The organism is Streptomyces sp. NPDC006368, from assembly GCF_040612535.1.
In the GTDB taxonomy this organism is placed as follows: Bacteria; Actinomycetota; Actinomycetes; order Streptomycetales; family Streptomycetaceae; genus Streptomyces.
The window spans coordinates 104848-122035 of the sequence record NZ_JBEXQK010000006.1 but is presented as its reverse complement, the minus strand read 5'-3'; the positions used below and the strand labels follow the sequence as shown (position 1 = coordinate 122035).

The following is a 17188-nucleotide window of genomic DNA, read 5'->3' as shown; positions in this document are numbered from 1 at the left end:
GGTCCCATCGCCATGCCACCAACCAACCGCAGAGGACTGCTGTTCGGCGCCGCCGCCGTTTCCACCGGAGCGCTCCTCACCGCCTGCACCAGCAACGAACCCAGGAACGCCACCCCCGCCACCAACAACGTCCCCGCCGCCGACGACAAGCCCGGCACGCCGGTCACCATCGGCTTCGCCGGGCCGCAGGCCGACCACGGCTGGCTCAACGCCATCAACCAGAACGCCGAGGAGCGGGCGAAGAAGTACTCCGACGTGACCCTGGAGATCACCGAGGGGTCCAACGACACCGCCACCCAGATCGGCCAGATCCAGACGCTGATCAACAAGAAGGTCGACGTGCTCGTCATCCTGCCGGCCGACGGCAAGGCCCTCACCCAGATCGGCCTCCAGGCCATGAGGGCGGGCATCCCCGTCATCAACCTGGACCGGGTCTTCGGCTCCCCGCAGGCGTACCGCTGCTGGATCGGCGGCGACAACTACGGCATGGGCCTCAACGCGGGCCGGTACATCGGCGAACAGCTCAAGGACAAGCCCAACGCCACGGTCGTCGAGCTGGCGGGCCTCGACAACCTGGAGCTCACCAAGCAGCGCACCCAGGGCTTCGACGACGCGCTGAAGAACTACCCGAACATCAGGAAGGTGGCCCGGCAGGCCGCCGAGTTCACCGTCGAGTCGGGCCAGGCCAAAATGGCGCAGCTCCTCCAGGCCCAGCAGCGGTTCGACGCGCTGTGGAACCACGACGACGACCAGGGAGTGGGAGCGCTGCGCGCCATCCAGCAGGCCGGCCGCGACGACTTCCTGATGGTCGGCGGCGCGGGCGCCACGTCGGCGATGGACGCCATCAAGGCCGACAACAGCGTGCTCAAGGCGACCGTCCTCTACCCGCCGACCATGGCCGCCTCCGCCATCGACCTCGCCCGCGCGCTGGGCCAGAAGAAGGGCGTGAGCGGCATGTCGGAGCTGGAGATCCCCGCGTCGATCACCCTGTACTCGGCGGTGGTGACCAAGGAGAACGTCGACCAGTACCTCCCCACCGGTTTCAGCTGACCCGGTCCGCCCGCCCCCACCGAGCAACCGACGAGGAGGAACCCGTATGGCCCGGCAGGACCGGAAGGAACAGACGGACAGTCACAGCGCCCCCACGCTCGGGGTCGGCATGGTCGGGTACGCGTTCATGGGCGCCGCCCACTCACAGGGCTGGCGAACCGTGGGCCGCGTCTTCGACCTGCCGTTGCGGCCCCGGCTCGCGGCGGTCTGCGGCCGGGACGCCGCCGCCGTACGGGCCGCGGCCGACAGACACGGCTGGGCCGCCGCCGAAACCGACTGGCGGGACCTCGTCGCGCGCGACGACGTACAGGTGGTGGACATCTGCACCCCGGGCGACAGCCACGCCGAGATCGCCGTCGCCGCCCTGGAGGCGGGCAAGCACGTCCTGTGCGAGAAGCCCCTCGCGAACTCCGTCGCCGAGGCCGAGGCCATGGTCGCGGCGGCCGGGCGGGCGCGCGCACGCGGCCAGGTCGCCATGGTGGGCTTCAACTACCGGCGCGTGCCCGCGATGACGTACGCGCGCCGGCTCGTCGCCGACGGGCGGCTCGGCGCCCTGCGGCACGTACGCGTGACCTACCTTCAGGACTGGCTGGTCGACCCGGACTTCCCGCTGACGTGGCGGCTGGACCGGCGGCACGCCGGGTCGGGCGCGCTCGGCGACCTGGGCGCGCACATCGTGGACCTCGCGCAGTACCTGGCGGGGGAGCCCCTGGTGGGGGTGTCGGCGCTCACCGAGACCTTCGTACGGGAGCGACCGCTGCTCGCCGGGGCGTCGGCCGGGCTCTCGGCGTCGGGGGGCCTCCCGGCTCCGGGCGGTGCCGGGCGCGGGGCGGTGACGGTGGACGACGCGGCCGTCTTCACGGGGCGGCTGGCGTCCGGTGCGCTCGCGACGTTCGAGGCGACCCGGATGGCGACGGGACGGAAGAACGGGCTGCGGCTGGAGATGAACGGCGAGCGCGGGTCCCTCGCCTTCGACCTGGAGCGGCTGAACGAACTTTCCTACTACGACGGGACGGAGCCCGCCGCGACGGCCGGCTTCCGGCGCATCCTCGTCACCGAGCCCGGCCACCCCTACCTGGAGGCCTGGTGGCCGCCGGGCCACGCCCTCGGCTACGAACACACCTTCACCCACCAGGCGCGCGACCTCGTGCACGCCATCGCCTCCGGCACCGACCCGGTCCCGTCGTTCGCCGACGGCCTCCAGGTGCAACGGGTGCTGGCAGCGGTGGAGGAGAGCGCCGAGAAGAACGCCGTGTACACACCCGTCGCCCCGGTCCAGGAGGTCTAGCACCGTGCCCCGTTCCTTCACCCTCTTCACCGGCCAGTGGGCCGACCTGCCCCTGGAGGAGGTCTGCCGGCTCGCCCGCGACTTCGGCTACGACGGCCTCGAACTGGCCTGCTGGGGAGACCACTTCGAGGTGGACAAGGCCCTCGCCGACCCGTCCTACCTGGACGGGCGGCGGGCCCTGCTCGACAAGTACGGCCTGAAGTGCTGGGCCGTCTCCAACCACCTGGTCGGCCAGGCCGTGTGCGACCACCCCATCGACGAGCGCCACCAGGCCATCGTCCCGGCCCGGATCTGGGGCGACGGCGACGCCGAAGGCGTACGGCAGCGGGCCGCCCGGGAGCTCGCGGACACGGCGCGGGCCGCCGCCGCCTTCGGCGTACGGACCGTCATCGGGTTCACCGGGTCGTCGATCTGGCACCTGGTGGCGATGTTCCCGCCGGTGCCGGAGCGGATGATCGAGCGCGGGTACGAGGACTTCGCCGAGCGCTGGAACCCGATCCTGGACGTCTTCGACGCGGAGGGCGTGCGGTTCGCGCACGAGGTGCACCCGAGCGAGATCGCGTACGACTACTGGACCACGCAGCGGGCGCTGGACGCGGTGGAGCGGCGCCCGGCGTTCGGGCTCAACTTCGACCCGAGCCACTTCGTGTGGCAGGACCTGGACCCCGTCGGGTTCCTGTACGACTTCCGGGACCGGATCTACCACGTGGACTGCAAGGAGGCGCGGCGGCGGCTCGACGGCAGGAACGGCCGGCTCGGCTCCCACCTGCCGTGGGGCGATCCACGGCGCGGCTGGGACTTCGTGTCGGCCGGGCACGGGGACGTGCCATGGGAGGACGTCTTCCGCATGCTGCGGTCGATCGGGTACGACGGGCCCGTCTCAGTGGAGTGGGAGGACGCCGGGATGGACCGGCTGACCGGCGCGCCGGAAGCGCTTGCCACCCTGAAGCGGTACGACTTCGACCCGCCCGCGGCGTCCTTCGACGCGGCGTTCGGAGGCGCGGACTAGAACGGAACAGCAGGTCAACGGCCCGGTTGCGGTCGACGCCACCGGGCGTCCCGGCCTGCCCTCGCCCGGCTTTGTCCAGCCCCGGGAAAAAGTGCAACAGCACTGCCGCACAAGGGCTTTCGGGCCAGGACCAACCCGGCTAACGTCCCTTCCGTGTACGGCCCTGAGGTGTACAGGACACCGACGCAGGCTTGGAACCGACCAGCGTGACGGCGCACGCCGGTCCCCGGACATCCCGGCGCGCCCCCGGGGGAGCACTCCCCGGGAGCCGCCCGATCGAGGCAGCCCCCACGTCCCTGGCGGGCGTGGGTGAACCCCCGTACGACCGGCCTTCTCCGGAGGACATTCGTGCACAGAAAACGGCTCGGAGCGCGCAACGCGCTCGCACTCCTCACCGGCGGCCTGCTCGCCGTCACCTCCCTGACCCTCGGAGCCCCACCGGTCGTGGCGGCCGGCGCCCCCGCCGCCGCGGCACAGGAGCAGTTCCAGCAGGTCACCCTCGCCAAGGGCGGCGAGGAGGTCGGCGAACCCATGTCGCTGGCCGTGCTGCCCGACCGCAGCGTCCTCCACACGTCCCGGAAAGGGGAGCTGCGGCGTACCGACGCGGCCGGCAACACCGAGGTCATCGGCACCGTCCCGGTCTACTCGCACGACGAGGAAGGCCTGCAAGGCATTGCCCTCGACCCGGACTTCACCCGGAACCGCGCCATCTACCTCTACTACGCGCCCCCGCTCGACACCCCGGCCGGTGACGCGCCCAGCGACGGAACGGCCGCCGACTTCGCGAAGTACGACGGCGTCAACCGGCTCTCGCGCTTCGTGCTGAAGGCCGACGGCACCCTCGACAACGCGAGCGAGAAGAAGGTCATCGACATCCCCGCGACGCGCGGCATCTGCTGCCACGTCGGCGGCGACATCGACTTCGACGCGCAGGGCAACCTGTACCTGTCGACGGGCGACGACTCCAACCCGTTCGCCTCCGACGGCTTCACCCCGATCGACGAGCGGCCCGGCCGCAACCCGGCGTACGACGCCCGCCGCACCTCCGGCAACACCAACGACCTGCGCGGCAAGATCCTGCGCTTCAAGGTCGCGGAGGACGGCTCGTACACCATTCCGGAAGGCAACCTCTTCGCGCCCGGCACCCCGAGGACACGGCCCGAGATCTACGCGATGGGCTTCCGCAACCCGTTCCGGTTCAGCGTCGACAAGAAGACGGGCGTGCTGTACGTCGGCGACTACGGCCCCGACGCGGGCGCCGCCGACCCCAGGCGCGGCCCGGCCGGACAGGTGGAGTTCGCCCGCGTCACCGAACCGGGCAACTTCGGCTGGCCGTTCTGCACCGGCGACAACGACCCCTACGTCGACTACGACTTCGCCACCGGGACCCCCGGCGCCGCCTTCGACTGCGCGGCGCCCAGGAACGACTCCCCGCACAACACCGGCCTGGTCGACCTGCCGCCGGCCGAACCCGCGTGGATACCGTACGACGACGGGTCCGTGCCCGAGTTCGGCTCCGGTTCGGAGTCGCCGATGGGCGGCCCGGTGTACCGGTACGACGCCTCCAACCCGTCGCCGGTGAAGTTCCCCGAGGCCTACGACGGGGACTTCTTCGCCGGCGAGTTCGGGCGACGCTGGATCAAGCGCATCGAGCATGGTTCCGACGGGGCCGTGCGGTCCATCAACCCCGTGCCGTGGACCGGCACGCAGGTGATGGACATGGCGTTCGGCCCGGACGGGGCGCTGTACGTCCTCGACTACGGCACCGCCTGGTTCGGCGGCGACGAGAACTCCGGCCTGTACCGCATCGAGAACGCCACCGGGGGCCGCTCCCCGGTCGCCGAGGCGTCGGCGAACAGGACGTCCGGCAAGGCACCCCTGCGGGTCGCCTTCTCCTCGGCCGGGACGACGGACGCCGACGGGGACGCCCTCACGTACAGCTGGGACTTCGGCGACGGCGCCGGTACGTCGACGGCCGCGAACCCCACGTACACCTACCGCACGAACGGCACCTACACCGCGACGGTCACCGCGCGCGATCCCTCGGGCCGCACCGGCTCCGCGAGCGTGCACGTGGTCGTCGGCAACACGGCGCCCAAGGTGACGCTCGACCTGCCGAAGGACGGCGCACTGTTCAGCTTCGGCGACGAAATCCCGTTCAAGGTCACCGTCACCGACCCGGAGGACGGCACCATCGACTGCGCCAAGGTCAAGGTCACGTACATCCTCGGCCACGACAGCCACGGCCACCCGGTGACCTCGGCTCACGGGTGCGAGGGCACCATCAAGACGTCGGCGGACGGCGGCCACGACCCCAACGCCAACATCTTCGGGGTCTTCGACGCCGAGTACACCGACGGCGGGGGCGGCGGACAGGCCCCGCTGACCGGCCACGACCAGGCCCAGCTCCAGCCGCGGCACCGGCAGGCCGAGCACTTCACGTCCTCCTCCGGCATCCGTACGCACGACAAGGACGCCGCGCACGGCGGCAGGACGGTCGGGGACATCGACGACGGCGACTGGATCTCCTTCACGCCGTACAACCTGACCGGGTCGACCAAGCTGACCGCCCGGATCTCGTCGGGCGGTGCGGGCGGGTTCCTGGAGGTACGCACCGGGTCGGCCACCGGGAGGCTGCTCGGGTCCGCACCGGTGCCGGTCACCGGCGGCTGGGAGACCTTCCAGGACATCGACGTACCCCTGAGGGCCGTGCCGAAGAAGACCACACAGCTGTTCCTGGTCTTCAAGGGCGGAGCGGGCGCCCTGTACGACGTCGACGACTTCGAACTGTCCGACACGCCGGTCGACCGGACCGCCAAGCGGGTCCTGGTCTTCTCCAGGACCGCCGGCTTCCGCCACGACTCCATCCCGGCCGGCATCGCGGCACTGAAGGAACTCGGGGCGTCCAGCAACATCACGGTCGACGCGACGGAGACCGCGGCCCAGTTCACCACCAGCAACCTCGCCCGGTACGACGCCGTCGTGTTCCTCTCCACGACCGGTGACGTGCTCGACGACGGGCAGCAGAAGGCGTTCGAGAACTACGTCGCCACGGGCGGCGGATACGTCGGCGTCCACGCCGCGGCCGACACCGAGTACGACTGGGAGTTCTACGGCGGCCTCGTCGGCGCCCACTTCGCCTCACACCCGCACATCCAGCCCGCCACCGTACGGGTCGAGGACCACGACCACCCGGCCACCACGCACCTTCCGGCGGCCGGCTGGGAGCGCACGGACGAGTGGTACAACTACCGCACCAACCCACGCGGCCAGGCCCGCGTCCTGGCCACCCTCGACGAAACCACCTACCAGGGCGGCACCATGAAGGGCGACCACCCGATCGCCTGGTGCCAGAGCTACGAGGGCGGACGCGCCTTCTACACCGGGGGCGGCCACACGGTCGCGTCCTACGCCGAGCCGGCCTTCCGGCAACACTTGCTGGGCGGACTGCGCTACGCCACCGGCCAGGTCACTGCCGACTGCACGCCACGGACCGGCTACCGCTCCCTCTTCAACGGACAGACACTGGAGGGCTGGAAGCAGGCCGGGCCGGGGAGATTCACCGTCGTGGACGGTGAACTGCGCTCCGAGGGCGGCATGGGCATGCTCTGGTACCAGGCGAAGGAACTGTCGTCGTACTCGCTGAAGCTGGACTGGAAGATGGCGGGCGACGACAACTCCGGCGTCTTCGTCGGGTTCCCCGCGTCCGACGACCCCTGGTCGGCCGTGCGCAACGGCTACGAGATCCAGATCGACGCCACCGACGCCGCCGACCGCACGACCGGAGCCGTCTACGGCTCCAAGTCCGCCAACATCAAGGCCCGCGACCAGGTCCTCCGCCCGCCCGGCCAGTGGAACAGCTACGAGATCAAGGTGCGGGGGGAACGGCTCCAGGTCTTCCTCAACGGAGTGAAGATCAACGACTTCACCAACACCGACCCCGCCCGCAGCCTGAAGGACGGCTACATCGGCATCCAGAACCACGGCGCCGAGGACCGGGTGTCCTTCCGCGACATCCAGCTCAGGGAGCTGCCCTCGTCCTCATAGGGGGCCGGGGCCCGCACAAGCCGGCGGCGGGCGGGGAGGCGCCGTACCCCCGCCCGCCGTCTCCACCGCGCCACACCCAGGGAGGCTGGCCATGTCCGCTGATCATCGTGTCGGAGTCTGGTTCATCGGAGCCCGCGGCTCCGTCGCCACGACCGCCGTGACGGGATGCGCGGCGGTCGCCGCCGGGCTGCACCCGCCGACGGGCATGGTCACCGAGACACCCCCGTTCAGCGCCTCCCGCCTTCCCTCCCTGTCCTCCCTCGTCTTCGGCGGGCACGACACGGCGGCGTGCCCGCTGCCCAAGCGGGCGGAGGAGCTGACGGCCGCCGGCGTACTGCCGCACGGCCTCGCCGCGGCAGTACGGGAGGAACTCACCGCGGCCGACACGGAGATCCGCACCGGCGGGCCACTCCCCGGCGACACCCGCACCGACGACGAACTCATCACCTCCTTCGCCGCTGACATCACCGACTTCACACGCCGTCACCACCTGGCCCGCACGGTCGTGGTGAACGTGGCCTCCACCGAACCGGCCCCCGCGCCGCACGACCCGCGCCTGCCGGCCAGCTCCCTGTACGCCGCCGCCGCGCTGCGGGCCGGCTGCCCCTACGTGAACTTCACCCCCTCCACCGGGCTGCGCACCACGGCCCTCACCGAGGCGGCCACCGCCTGCGGACTTCCCCACGCCGGGCGGGACGGCAAGACGGGCCAGACGCTTCTCCGCTCCGTCCTCGCCCCGATGTTCACGCAGCGCGCTCTCACCGTCCGCGCGTGGTCCGGCACCAATCTGCTCGGCGGCGGGGACGGAGCCGCCCTCGCCGACCCGGCCGCCGCCGCGGCGAAGAACGCCGGCAAGGAACGGGTCCTGGCGGACGTGCTCGGCCACGTCCCCGAGGGGCAGGTCCACATCGACGACGTCCCGGCGCTCGGCGACTGGAAGACCGCCTGGGACCACGTCGCCTTCGACGGCTTCCTCGGCTCCCGGATGGTCCTCCAGACGATCTGGCAGGGCTGCGACTCGGCGCTCGCCGCCCCGCTGGTCCTGGACCTCGCCCGCCTCCTGGCCCGCGCCCACGAGACCGGACTCTCCGGCCCCCTTCCCGAACTCGGCTTCTACTTCAAGGACCCGGACTCCGGCCCCGCCGCCCTGCCCGACCAGTACGCCGCCCTCCTCTCCTTCGCCACCCGCCTCCAGGGCCCCCGATGACACCGGGCACCTCCGGAACCCGCCGTCGCGCCTGGGCGGAACTCCTGCGCGTCTCAGCCCTGTTCACCGTCCCCGGTGACGCACTCGCCGGCGCGGCAGCCGCCGGGCTGCGGCCGAACCGGCGCACCGCCCTCGCGATCGGCTCGTCGCTGTGCCTGTACGAGGCGGGCATGGCGCTCAACGACTGGGCCGACCGCGACGAGGACGCGGCCGACCGCCCGCACCGCCCCATCCCCTCGGGCCGTGTCACCCCGCCCGCCGCCCTGGCCGCCGCGACCGCCCTGACCGCCACGGGCCTGACGCTCGCCGCACGGGCGGGCCGCGCACCCCTGGCGGTGGCCACCGCCCTGGCCGGCACGGTCTGGGCCTACGACCTCCACCTGAAGCACACCCGCGCGGCCCCCGCCACCATGGCCACGGCCCGCGCCCTGGACCTCCTGCTGGGCGCCGCGGCCACGGCGCACGCCGCGCCGCGCCGCGCCGGTGACCCCAAGCGCGGCGCACACCGAGCGGCGGGGGCAGCCGCACCCGCCCCGGTGCGTGGCACCACGGCGCCCACCGCCGGACACGCGGGGCTCTCCGCGCTGCCGTCCGCCGCCATGCTCGCGGCGCACACGTACGCGGTGACAGCGGTCTCCCGCCACGAGGCGCACGGCGGCTCGACGGCCGTCCCCCTCGCCGCCCTCGCGGCCACCGCCGCCCTCGGCGCCCTGGTGACCCGGGCACGCCCGGCCGAACGGCAGGCAACCGCCCGCCCGGCAACCGCCCGCCCGGCAACCGGCACCGGGGGGAGCACCGGCACGTGGGGCGTCCGGGGGACGGCGGGCACCCGGGGGAGCACCGGCACGGGGGGCGCCATCGGTGTGCCACCGTCCGCCGGGCGCCGCAGCCGGCGCGCCCGTGGTGTCCCGGCCCGTCCCGCGCGCCGCGCCCGTGGTGGCCCGGTCCGCCCCGCGCACCGCTCACCGGTTCGGCTTGCCGAGGGCGCGGGGCGCGCGGTGACCGCCCTCGCCGCGACCGCCTACCTCCGTACCGCCGGCGTTCCGTTCCTGCACGCAGCCCTCAACCCCTCCGCGCCGCTCACCCAGCGCGCCGTCGGCGGCGGTATCCGCGCCATGATCCCGCTCCAGGCCGCCCTCGCCGCCCGTGGCGGAGCCCCTGCCACCGGGCTCGCCGTCATGGGGCTCGCCCCGCTCGCCCGTACGCTCGCACGAAAGGTGAGCCCCACATGACCACCGCCTCCATGTCCACACCCACTTCCGGTCTCCGTTTCGGCTACGGCACCAACGGCCTCACCGACCTCCGCCTCGATGACGCCCTCGCCCTGCTCGCCGACCTCGGGTACGACGGCGTCGGCCTGACCCTCGACCACATGCACCTCGACCCCCTCGCCGCGGACCTGGCCGCCCGCACCGGCAAGGTCGCCCGCCGCCTGGACGAACTGGGCCTGGGTGTCACCGTCGAGACCGGCGCCCGCTACGTCCTGGACCCCCGGCGCAAACACGGCCCGTCCCTCCTGGACCCCGACCCGGACGGCCGAACCGCCCGCGCCCGGCTGCTGCTGCGCGCCGTGCGGGTCGCCGCGGACCTCGGCGCCCACGCCGTGCACTGCTTCAGCGGCGTCACCCCCGACGGCACGACCACGTCCACCGCGTGGAAGCTGCTCGCGGAATCACTCACCCCCGTCCTGGACGCCGCGGCCGCCGCCCGCGTCCCTCTCGCCATCGAACCCGAACCCGGTCACCTCCTCGCCACCCTCGACGACTTCCACCACCTTCGCCACACCCTCGGAGACCCCGCCCCCCACCTCCTCGGTCTCACCCTCGACATCGGCCACTGCCAGTGTCTTGAGCCCGCACCGCCGGCCGACTGCGTGCGCGCCGCCGCCCCCTGGCTGCACCACGTCCAGATCGAGGACATGCGCCGCGGCGTCCACGAACACCTCCCGTTCGGCGATGGTGAGATCGACTTCCCGCCCGTCCTGGAAGCCCTCACCACCATCGGCTACCAGGGCCTGACCGTCGTCGAACTGCCCCGTCACTCCCACGCGGGCCCCGAACTCGCCCGCGCCTCCATCGAGTTCCTCCGCGCGAAGGGAGCCCCGGCCCGGTGACCACAACCCGCGAGGAACTGGACGACCGGCTCGGCGGCGCCGCCCGCGCCTGGCTCCACGAGGCCCTCGCCGAAGCCGCGCACGCCGCCGGCACCATGCCCGTCGGCACCACCCCCTACGCCGCACCACCCTCCTGGGAGACACGGTTCGCCTCCGCCGGCCGCCACTGCGGCCAGGAACACGCCGATTCCGTGCGCACCCTCCTCCTCCACGAGGCCCGCGCCGACACGGACACCCTCACCCGCCTCTACCACCACGGCACCGCCGCCGAGCGCCGCGCGGTCCTGCTCGCCCTCCCCTCCCTCGTACCGGGACCACAGGCCCTGCCCCTGGTCGAGGACGCCCTGCGCAGCAACGACACCCGACTGGTCGCCGCCGCCGTCGGCCCGTACGCCGCCGCCCACCTCGGCCCGCACGCGTGGCGCCACGCCGTCCTCAAGTGCCTCTTCACCGGCGTCCCGCTGGACGCCGTCGCCGCCCTGCCCGAGCGGGCGCAGGGGGACACGGAACTGGCACGGATGCTCGGCGACTACGCGGCCGAACGCACAGCCGCCGGCCGCCCGGTCCCCGCCGACCTCCACCGCGCCCTCGCCCTGACCGTCCCCCCGGAGGAGTCCTGATGCGCATCTTCGACCCGCACATCCACATGACCTCCCGCACCACGGACGACTACCAGGCCATGCACGACGCCGGGGTCCGCGCCGTCGTCGAGCCCTCCTTCTGGCTCGGCCAGCCCCGCACCTCGCCCGCCAGCTTCTTCGACTACTTCGACGCGCTGCTCGGCTGGGAACCCTTCCGCGCCGGCCAGTACGGCATCACCCACCACTGCGCCCTCGCGCTCAATCCCAAAGAGGCCAACGATCCCCGCTGCACCCCCGTCCTGGACGCCCTGCCCCGCTATCTCGTCAAGGACTCCGTCGTCGCCGTCGGCGAGATCGGCTACGACTCCATGACCCCCGCCGAGGACACCGCCCTCGCCGCCCAGCTCCAGCTCGCCGCCGACCACGACCTGCCCGCGCTCGTCCACACCCCGCACCGCGACAAGCTCGCCGGGCTGCGCCGCACCATCGACGTCGTCCGCGAATCCCACGTCCCTCCGGAGCGGGTCCTGCTCGACCACCTCAACGAGACCACCGTGAAGGAGGCCACGGACAGCGGCGCCTGGCTCGGCTTCTCCATCTACCCCGACACCAAGATGGACGAGGACCGCATGGTCACGATCCTGAAGGAGTACGGGACAGAGCGCGCACTGGTGAACTCCGCCGCCGACTGGGGGCGCAGCGACCCGCTCAAGACCCGCAAGGTCGGTGACGCCATGCTCGCCGCCGGATTCACCGACGACGACGTCGACCAGGTCCTGTGGCGCAACCCCGTCGCCTTCTACGGCCTCAGCGGACGCCTCCAACTCGGCCTTCCCGCCCCCGGCACCCTCCACGAGGGCAACTCCGTCCTCCGCGGCGGAGAGTGAGAGGAGCCGGCCATGCGCTTCCGCCACCCGGACGGCACCACCGTCCACCTCGCCTACTGCACCAACGTCCACCCCGCCGAAACACTCGACGGAGTACTCACCCAGCTCCGCGACCACTGCGAACCCGTCCGCAGACGCCTCGGCCGTGACCGCCTCGGCATCGGCCTCTGGCTCGCCAGGACCGCCGCCCACGCCCTGATCACCGACCCCGCCGCACTGCGCCGGCTCCGCGCCGAACTCGACCGCCGCGGCCTCGAAGTGGTCACCCTCAACGGCTTCCCCTACGAAGGCTTCGGCGCCGAAGAGGTCAAGTACCGCGTCTACCAGCCGGACTGGACCCGCCCCGAACGTCTCACCCACACCACCGACCTGGCCCGCCTCCTCGCCACGCTCCTCCCCGACGACGTCACCGAAGGGTCCGTCTCCACCCTCCCCATCGCCTGGCGCACCCCCTTCGACGACTACGCCGCCACCACCGCCCGCACCGCGCTGACCACCCTCGCCGAGCGGCTCGACGCCCTGGAGGAACTCACCGGCAAGTCCGTCCGCATCGCCCTCGAACCCGAGCCCGGCTGCACCGTGGAGACCACCGCCGACGCGATCGGCCCGCTCACCGCCATCGCGAGCCCCCGCATCGGCATCTGTGTCGACACCTGCCACCTCGCCACCTCCTTCGAAAACCCCGGCACCGCCCTGGACGCCCTCGTCGCCGCCCGCGTCCCCATCCCCAAGGCACAACTCTCCGCGGCCCTCCACGCCGAACACCCACACCTCCCCGAAGTGCGCCGAGCCCTCGCCGCCTTCGCCGAACCCCGCTTCCTCCACCAGACCCGCACCAGCACCGCCGCCGGCCTGCGCGGCACCGACGACCTCGCCGAGGCCCTCGCCGGTGACACGCTCCCCGACGGCGCCCCCTGGCGCGCCCACTTCCACGTCCCGCTGCACAGCCCGCCCGCCCCGCCGCTCACCTCCACCCTGCCCGTACTCCGCGACGCCCTGGCCGGCCTCGTCGGCCGCCCCGCCCCGCTCACCCGACACCTCGAGGTCGAGACCTACACCTGGCAGGCGCTCCCGCCCGAACTGCGCCCCCGCACCCGCGCCCGGCTCGCCGACGGCATCGCCGCCGAGCTCGCCCTCGCCCGCGACCTCCTGACCGACCTCGGCCTCAAGGAACTGCCATGACCCACCCCACCCCCCTCCTGGTCCTGGACGTCGTCGGCCTCACCCCCCGCCTCCTCGACCACATGCCGCACCTGAAGAGCCTCGCCCTGTCCGGCTCCCACGCCCCGCTCGGCACCGTCCTCCCGGCCGTGACCTGCACCGCCCAGTCCACGTTCCTCACCGGCACCCTCCCTTCCGAGCACGGCATCGTCGGCAACGGCTGGTACTTCCGCGAACTCGGCGACGTCCTCCTGTGGCGCCAGCACAACGGACTCGTCTCCGGCGACAAACTGTGGGACGCGGCCCGCCGCGCCCACCCCGGCTACACCGTCGCCAACATCTGCTGGTGGTACGCGATGGGAGCGGACACCGACATCACCGTCACCCCCCGCCCCGTCTACTACGCCGACGGCCGCAAGGAACCCGACTGCTACACCCGGCCCCCGGAACTCCACGACGAACTCACCGACACACTCGGGACCTTCCCCCTCTTCCACTTCTGGGGCCCCGGCGCCGACATCGTCTCCAGCCGGTGGATCGTCGACGCGACCCGCCACATCCTCCGCACCCGCACCCCCGACCTCGCCCTCTGCTATCTCCCGCACCTGGACTACGACCTCCAGCGCTACGGCCCCGACGACCCGCGGGCCCACCGGGCCGCCGCCGACCTCGACGCCGTCATGGCCCCCCTCCTCGACGACGCCATCACCGAGGGCCGCATCGTCGTCGCCCTGTCCGAATACGGCATCACCCGCGTGAACCGCCCCGTCGACATCAACCGCGCCCTGCGCCGCGCCGGACTGCTCGAGGTCCACACCCAGGACGGCATGGAGTACCTCGACACCATGGCCTCCAGGGCGTTCGCCGTCTCCGACCACCAGATCGCCCACGTCTACGTGCGCCACGCCGAGGATCTCGACGCCACCCGCGCGGCCCTCGCCGACCTCCCGGGCATCGACCAGCTCCTCGACGACGAGGGCAAGAAGGCGCACGGCCTCGACCATCCCCGCTCCGGTGAGCTCGTGGCCGTCGCCGAGCCCGACGCCTGGTTCACGTACTACTACTGGCTCGACGACGCCCGCGCCCCCGACTTCGCCCAGCTCGTCGAGATCCACCGCAAACCCGGCTACGACCCCGCCGAGCTGTTCATGGACCCGCTCGACCCCTACGTACGGCTCAAGGCGGCCACGGCGATCGCCCGCAAGAAACTGGGCATGCGCTACCGCCTGGCGGTCGTGCCCCTCGACCCCTCACCTATTCGAGGCAGCCATGGCCGCCTCCCCGCGAGCGATGACACCGATACCGGGCCGCTCATCCTGTGCTCCACCCCCCGCGCCGACCTCTCCGGATCTCCCGGTGGCCGCGTCGCGGCCACCGAGGTGAAGTCCCTGCTGCTGCACCTCGCCGGTCTCCACTGACTCACCTCAGTGAAGCAGACGCCACTGACAACGAGGAGTTATCCACATGCCCCGCACGACCAGGACCACCGACCCCGAACTCGCGCACAGGCTCAGCAGACGCGACATGCTCGGCGTAGCCGCCGGCGCCACCGCCGCCGCCCTCCTCGGCGGCCCGGCCACCGCCGCCTCGGCCGCGGAAGCCACGAACCGGGGCCACGGCCGTCCCGTCCTGCCCCCCGGCCGCCTCGGCATCCAGCTCTACTCCCTGCGCGACAAGGTCTCCACGCTCGGCTTCGGACCGGTCTTCGAGGAGCTCCGGCGCCACGGCTACGACGAGGTCGAGTACGCCGGCTACACCCAGGGCTCGGCGGGCCCGATCACCCTCGCCCAGCTGCGCAGACTGACCCGCGACCACGGCCTGCGGGCCATCGGCAGCCACGTCGGCCACTACTCCTCCGACTCCGGGGCGTACACCTTCGCGCAGAACCTCACGCAGGTCCTCGACGACGCCCAGGCCCTCGGCCTCGCCCACATAGGCACCGCCTCCGGTCCCTGGCGCTACGGCGCGACCGTCGACGGCTGGAAGCGGTGCGCCGAGGAGTTCAACCACTACGGCGCCGAGGCGAAGAAGCGCGGCATGAAGTTCTACCAGCACAACCACGCCGAGGAGTTCTCCTTCGCCACCGACCGGCCCGACGTGCGCCTCTACGACGTCCTGCTCGCCGAGACCGATCCCGACCTGGTCTACCTGGAGATGGACATCTACTGGGCGTACGCCGGACAGTTCCGGTTCGGCAAGCGCCCCGACGGCACGCCCGCGCCCTTCGACCCGCTCGACTACGTGCTCAGGCAGCCGGACCGGTACCCGCTCTTCCACGTCAAGGACGGCGACCGTGACGACTCCGCCCGCGACGGTTACCGGATGGTGGACGTCGGGGACGGGGACATCGACTACCAGCGCTTCATCTCGGCGGTGACCCGTACCCGCGGTGGCCGCCGCGACCACCACTGGCAGGCCGAACACGACAACCCCGCCGAGTCGTTCACCTTCGCCCGCAAGTCGAGTGCGCACCTGCACGCGCTGCGTGAGAAGGGCTGCTGAGGCCCGTCCGGAACGGACGAGGGCCCCGCCCGCCCCCGCCACCGCGGGCGGGGCCGTCCCGCGTCCAGCACACCGAAACTTCCCGCTACTCACCAGTAGATGGAATGTGGCCTTCCGTACATCATTGAGCGCGAGCATGCCAAAGCCGTTCGCCCCTCGGGCGCGGCTGCCCTGAGTCACACCCACACCCAGGAGACCCCCCATGCATGCACGCATCCGCAGAACGGCCACGGCCGCGATCCTCACCGCGGCGGTTCTGACGACGGCCGCCCCGGTGGCCTCCGCCACCACCGCGCCCACGGTGGCCGGGGAGTACCGGCCCACGGAGGCCGTGCGGACCACGGCCTCCGTCGACTACCGCACCTGGCAGCGTGATGTGGCCGCCGTGATCGGCGTCGCCCGCCCCTACCTCGAGCAGCGGACCTCCCAGCCCTCCGGCGAGAAGCGCGCGATCGTCCTCGACATCGACAACACCTCGCTCGAAACGGACTTCCACCCCTTCTGGGAGTACCCGACGCCCGCCGTCAAACCGGTGCTCGACCTCGCTCGGTTCGCCGACTCCCGCGGCGTGGACGTCTTCTTCGTCACCGCCCGCCCCGGGATCATCCACTCCCTCACCGACTACAACCTGAGGAAGGCCGGCTACCCGGTCGACGGTCTGCACGTGCGGGACCTTCCCGACCTCTTCGAAGAGGTGAGCGTCTACAAGACCGCCCAGCGGGCCGCGATCGAGGCCAAGGGCTACACGATCATCGCCAACATCGGAAACAAGGAGAGCGACCTCGTGGGCGGCCACGCGGAGAAGACGTTCAAGCTGCCCGACTACGGTCAGCTGTCCTGACGACGGCGATGGCCGCGGAGCCCGTGCCGTGGGCTCCGCGGCCACGCCGCCGACCGAACGCCACCCTCCCGTGGCGCCCCATGCCTCGAAGCGCCGGAGCCCCGCCGGGCCCGCCCGGTACGGACCGTACCGGAGCGAAAACGGTCCGTAGAGGGTCGGTCGCCGGTCCCGTGCGGCCCGCCTCACGGGCGTCTGACCACGGGATATACGGGTGAGGGCCACCTCGAACCCCTGGTAGAGTTATCCATGTCGCCGCGGGGAACACGCCCGCGAGACGACAGACACCTTGTCCGGGTGGCGGAATGGCAGACGCGCTAGCTTGAGGTGCTAGTGCCCTTTATCGGGCGTGGGGGTTCAAGTCCCCCCTCGGACACCACGGAGCGGTCCTGGACTGCTCGCGAGTGCCGGTTGAGATTCCTCTCAACCGGCACTTTTCGTTGCCCCGTCCATCCACCCCGGACCGGCTCATCCACCCCAGACCGGACCGGACCCGTCCGGGCGG

General features: G+C 72.3%; 13 protein-coding genes and 1 tRNA gene. All 14 read left to right on the top strand.

The features are described from left to right. Nucleotides 1-12: 12 nt before the first annotated feature. The 14 genes from ABZZ38_RS07645 (at nt 13) to ABZZ38_RS07580 (ending at nt 17062) form a co-directional block, all read left to right on the top strand. The gene (locus tag ABZZ38_RS07645) at nt 13-1050 is read left to right on the top strand and encodes a substrate-binding domain-containing protein (protein WP_356736777.1); all 1038 of its coding nucleotides are present in this window, start codon (nt 13-15) and stop codon (nt 1048-1050) included. A 46-nt stretch (nt 1051-1096) separates the two neighbouring features. Next, nucleotides 1097-2338, top strand: coding sequence for a Gfo/Idh/MocA family oxidoreductase (locus ABZZ38_RS07640; protein ID WP_356736774.1), 1242 nt, complete (start codon nt 1097-1099; stop codon nt 2336-2338). A gap of 4 nt (nt 2339-2342) precedes the next feature. Continuing rightward, entirely contained in the window at nt 2343-3347 is a 1005-nt protein-coding gene (locus ABZZ38_RS07635; protein WP_356736772.1) for a sugar phosphate isomerase/epimerase family protein, read from the top strand. Between the two features lie 348 nt (nt 3348-3695). After that, entirely contained in the window at nt 3696-7394 is a 3699-nt protein-coding gene (locus ABZZ38_RS07630) for a ThuA domain-containing protein (protein ID WP_356736770.1), read from the top strand. 91 nt (nt 7395-7485) lie between these two features. Then, nucleotides 7486-8601 carry an inositol-3-phosphate synthase gene (locus ABZZ38_RS07625; RefSeq protein WP_356736768.1) on the top strand — a complete coding sequence of 372 codons (1116 nt, stop codon included), beginning with the start codon at nt 7486-7488 and terminating at the stop codon, nt 8599-8601. Further along, a complete protein-coding gene (locus ABZZ38_RS07620) occupies nt 8598-9833 on the top strand; it encodes an SCO3242 family prenyltransferase (protein WP_356736766.1) in 1236 nt (411 codons plus the stop codon). Before ABZZ38_RS07625 ends, ABZZ38_RS07620 begins: the two co-directional genes overlap by 4 nt. After that, nucleotides 9830-10714, top strand: a complete 885-nt coding sequence (locus ABZZ38_RS07615) for a sugar phosphate isomerase/epimerase family protein (protein ID WP_356736764.1) — start codon at nt 9830-9832, stop codon at nt 10712-10714. The genes ABZZ38_RS07620 and ABZZ38_RS07615 overlap by 4 nt, the downstream gene beginning before the upstream one ends. Next, complete coding sequence (locus ABZZ38_RS07610; protein ID WP_356736762.1) at nt 10711-11334, top strand: EboA domain-containing protein; 624 nt, start codon at nt 10711-10713, stop codon at nt 11332-11334. The genes ABZZ38_RS07615 and ABZZ38_RS07610 overlap by 4 nt, the downstream gene beginning before the upstream one ends. Further along, nucleotides 11334-12182, top strand: coding sequence for a TatD family hydrolase (locus ABZZ38_RS07605; protein ID WP_356736760.1), 849 nt, complete (start codon nt 11334-11336; stop codon nt 12180-12182). Before ABZZ38_RS07610 ends, ABZZ38_RS07605 begins: the two co-directional genes overlap by 1 nt. Before the next feature lie 12 nt (nt 12183-12194). Beyond that, nucleotides 12195-13364, top strand: coding sequence for a metabolite traffic protein EboE (gene eboE, locus ABZZ38_RS07600; protein WP_356736758.1), 1170 nt, complete (start codon nt 12195-12197; stop codon nt 13362-13364). Next, nucleotides 13361-14761: a nucleotide pyrophosphatase/phosphodiesterase family protein gene (locus ABZZ38_RS07595; protein WP_356736756.1), complete on the top strand. Its 1401-nt coding sequence runs from the start codon at nt 13361-13363 to the stop codon at nt 14759-14761. The genes eboE and ABZZ38_RS07595 overlap by 4 nt, the downstream gene beginning before the upstream one ends. A gap of 46 nt (nt 14762-14807) precedes the next feature. Then, on the top strand, nt 14808-15845 hold the full coding sequence (locus tag ABZZ38_RS07590; RefSeq protein WP_356736754.1) for a sugar phosphate isomerase/epimerase: 1038 nt from the start codon (nt 14808-14810) through the stop codon (nt 15843-15845). Nucleotides 15846-16047: 202 nt separating this feature from the next. Beyond that, nucleotides 16048-16686, top strand: coding sequence for an HAD family acid phosphatase (locus ABZZ38_RS07585; RefSeq protein ID WP_356736752.1), 639 nt, complete (start codon nt 16048-16050; stop codon nt 16684-16686). Nucleotides 16687-16974: 288 nt separating this feature from the next. After that, nucleotides 16975-17062, top strand: a tRNA-Leu gene (locus tag ABZZ38_RS07580). The last annotated feature ends 126 nt before the right edge of the window (nt 17063-17188 follow it).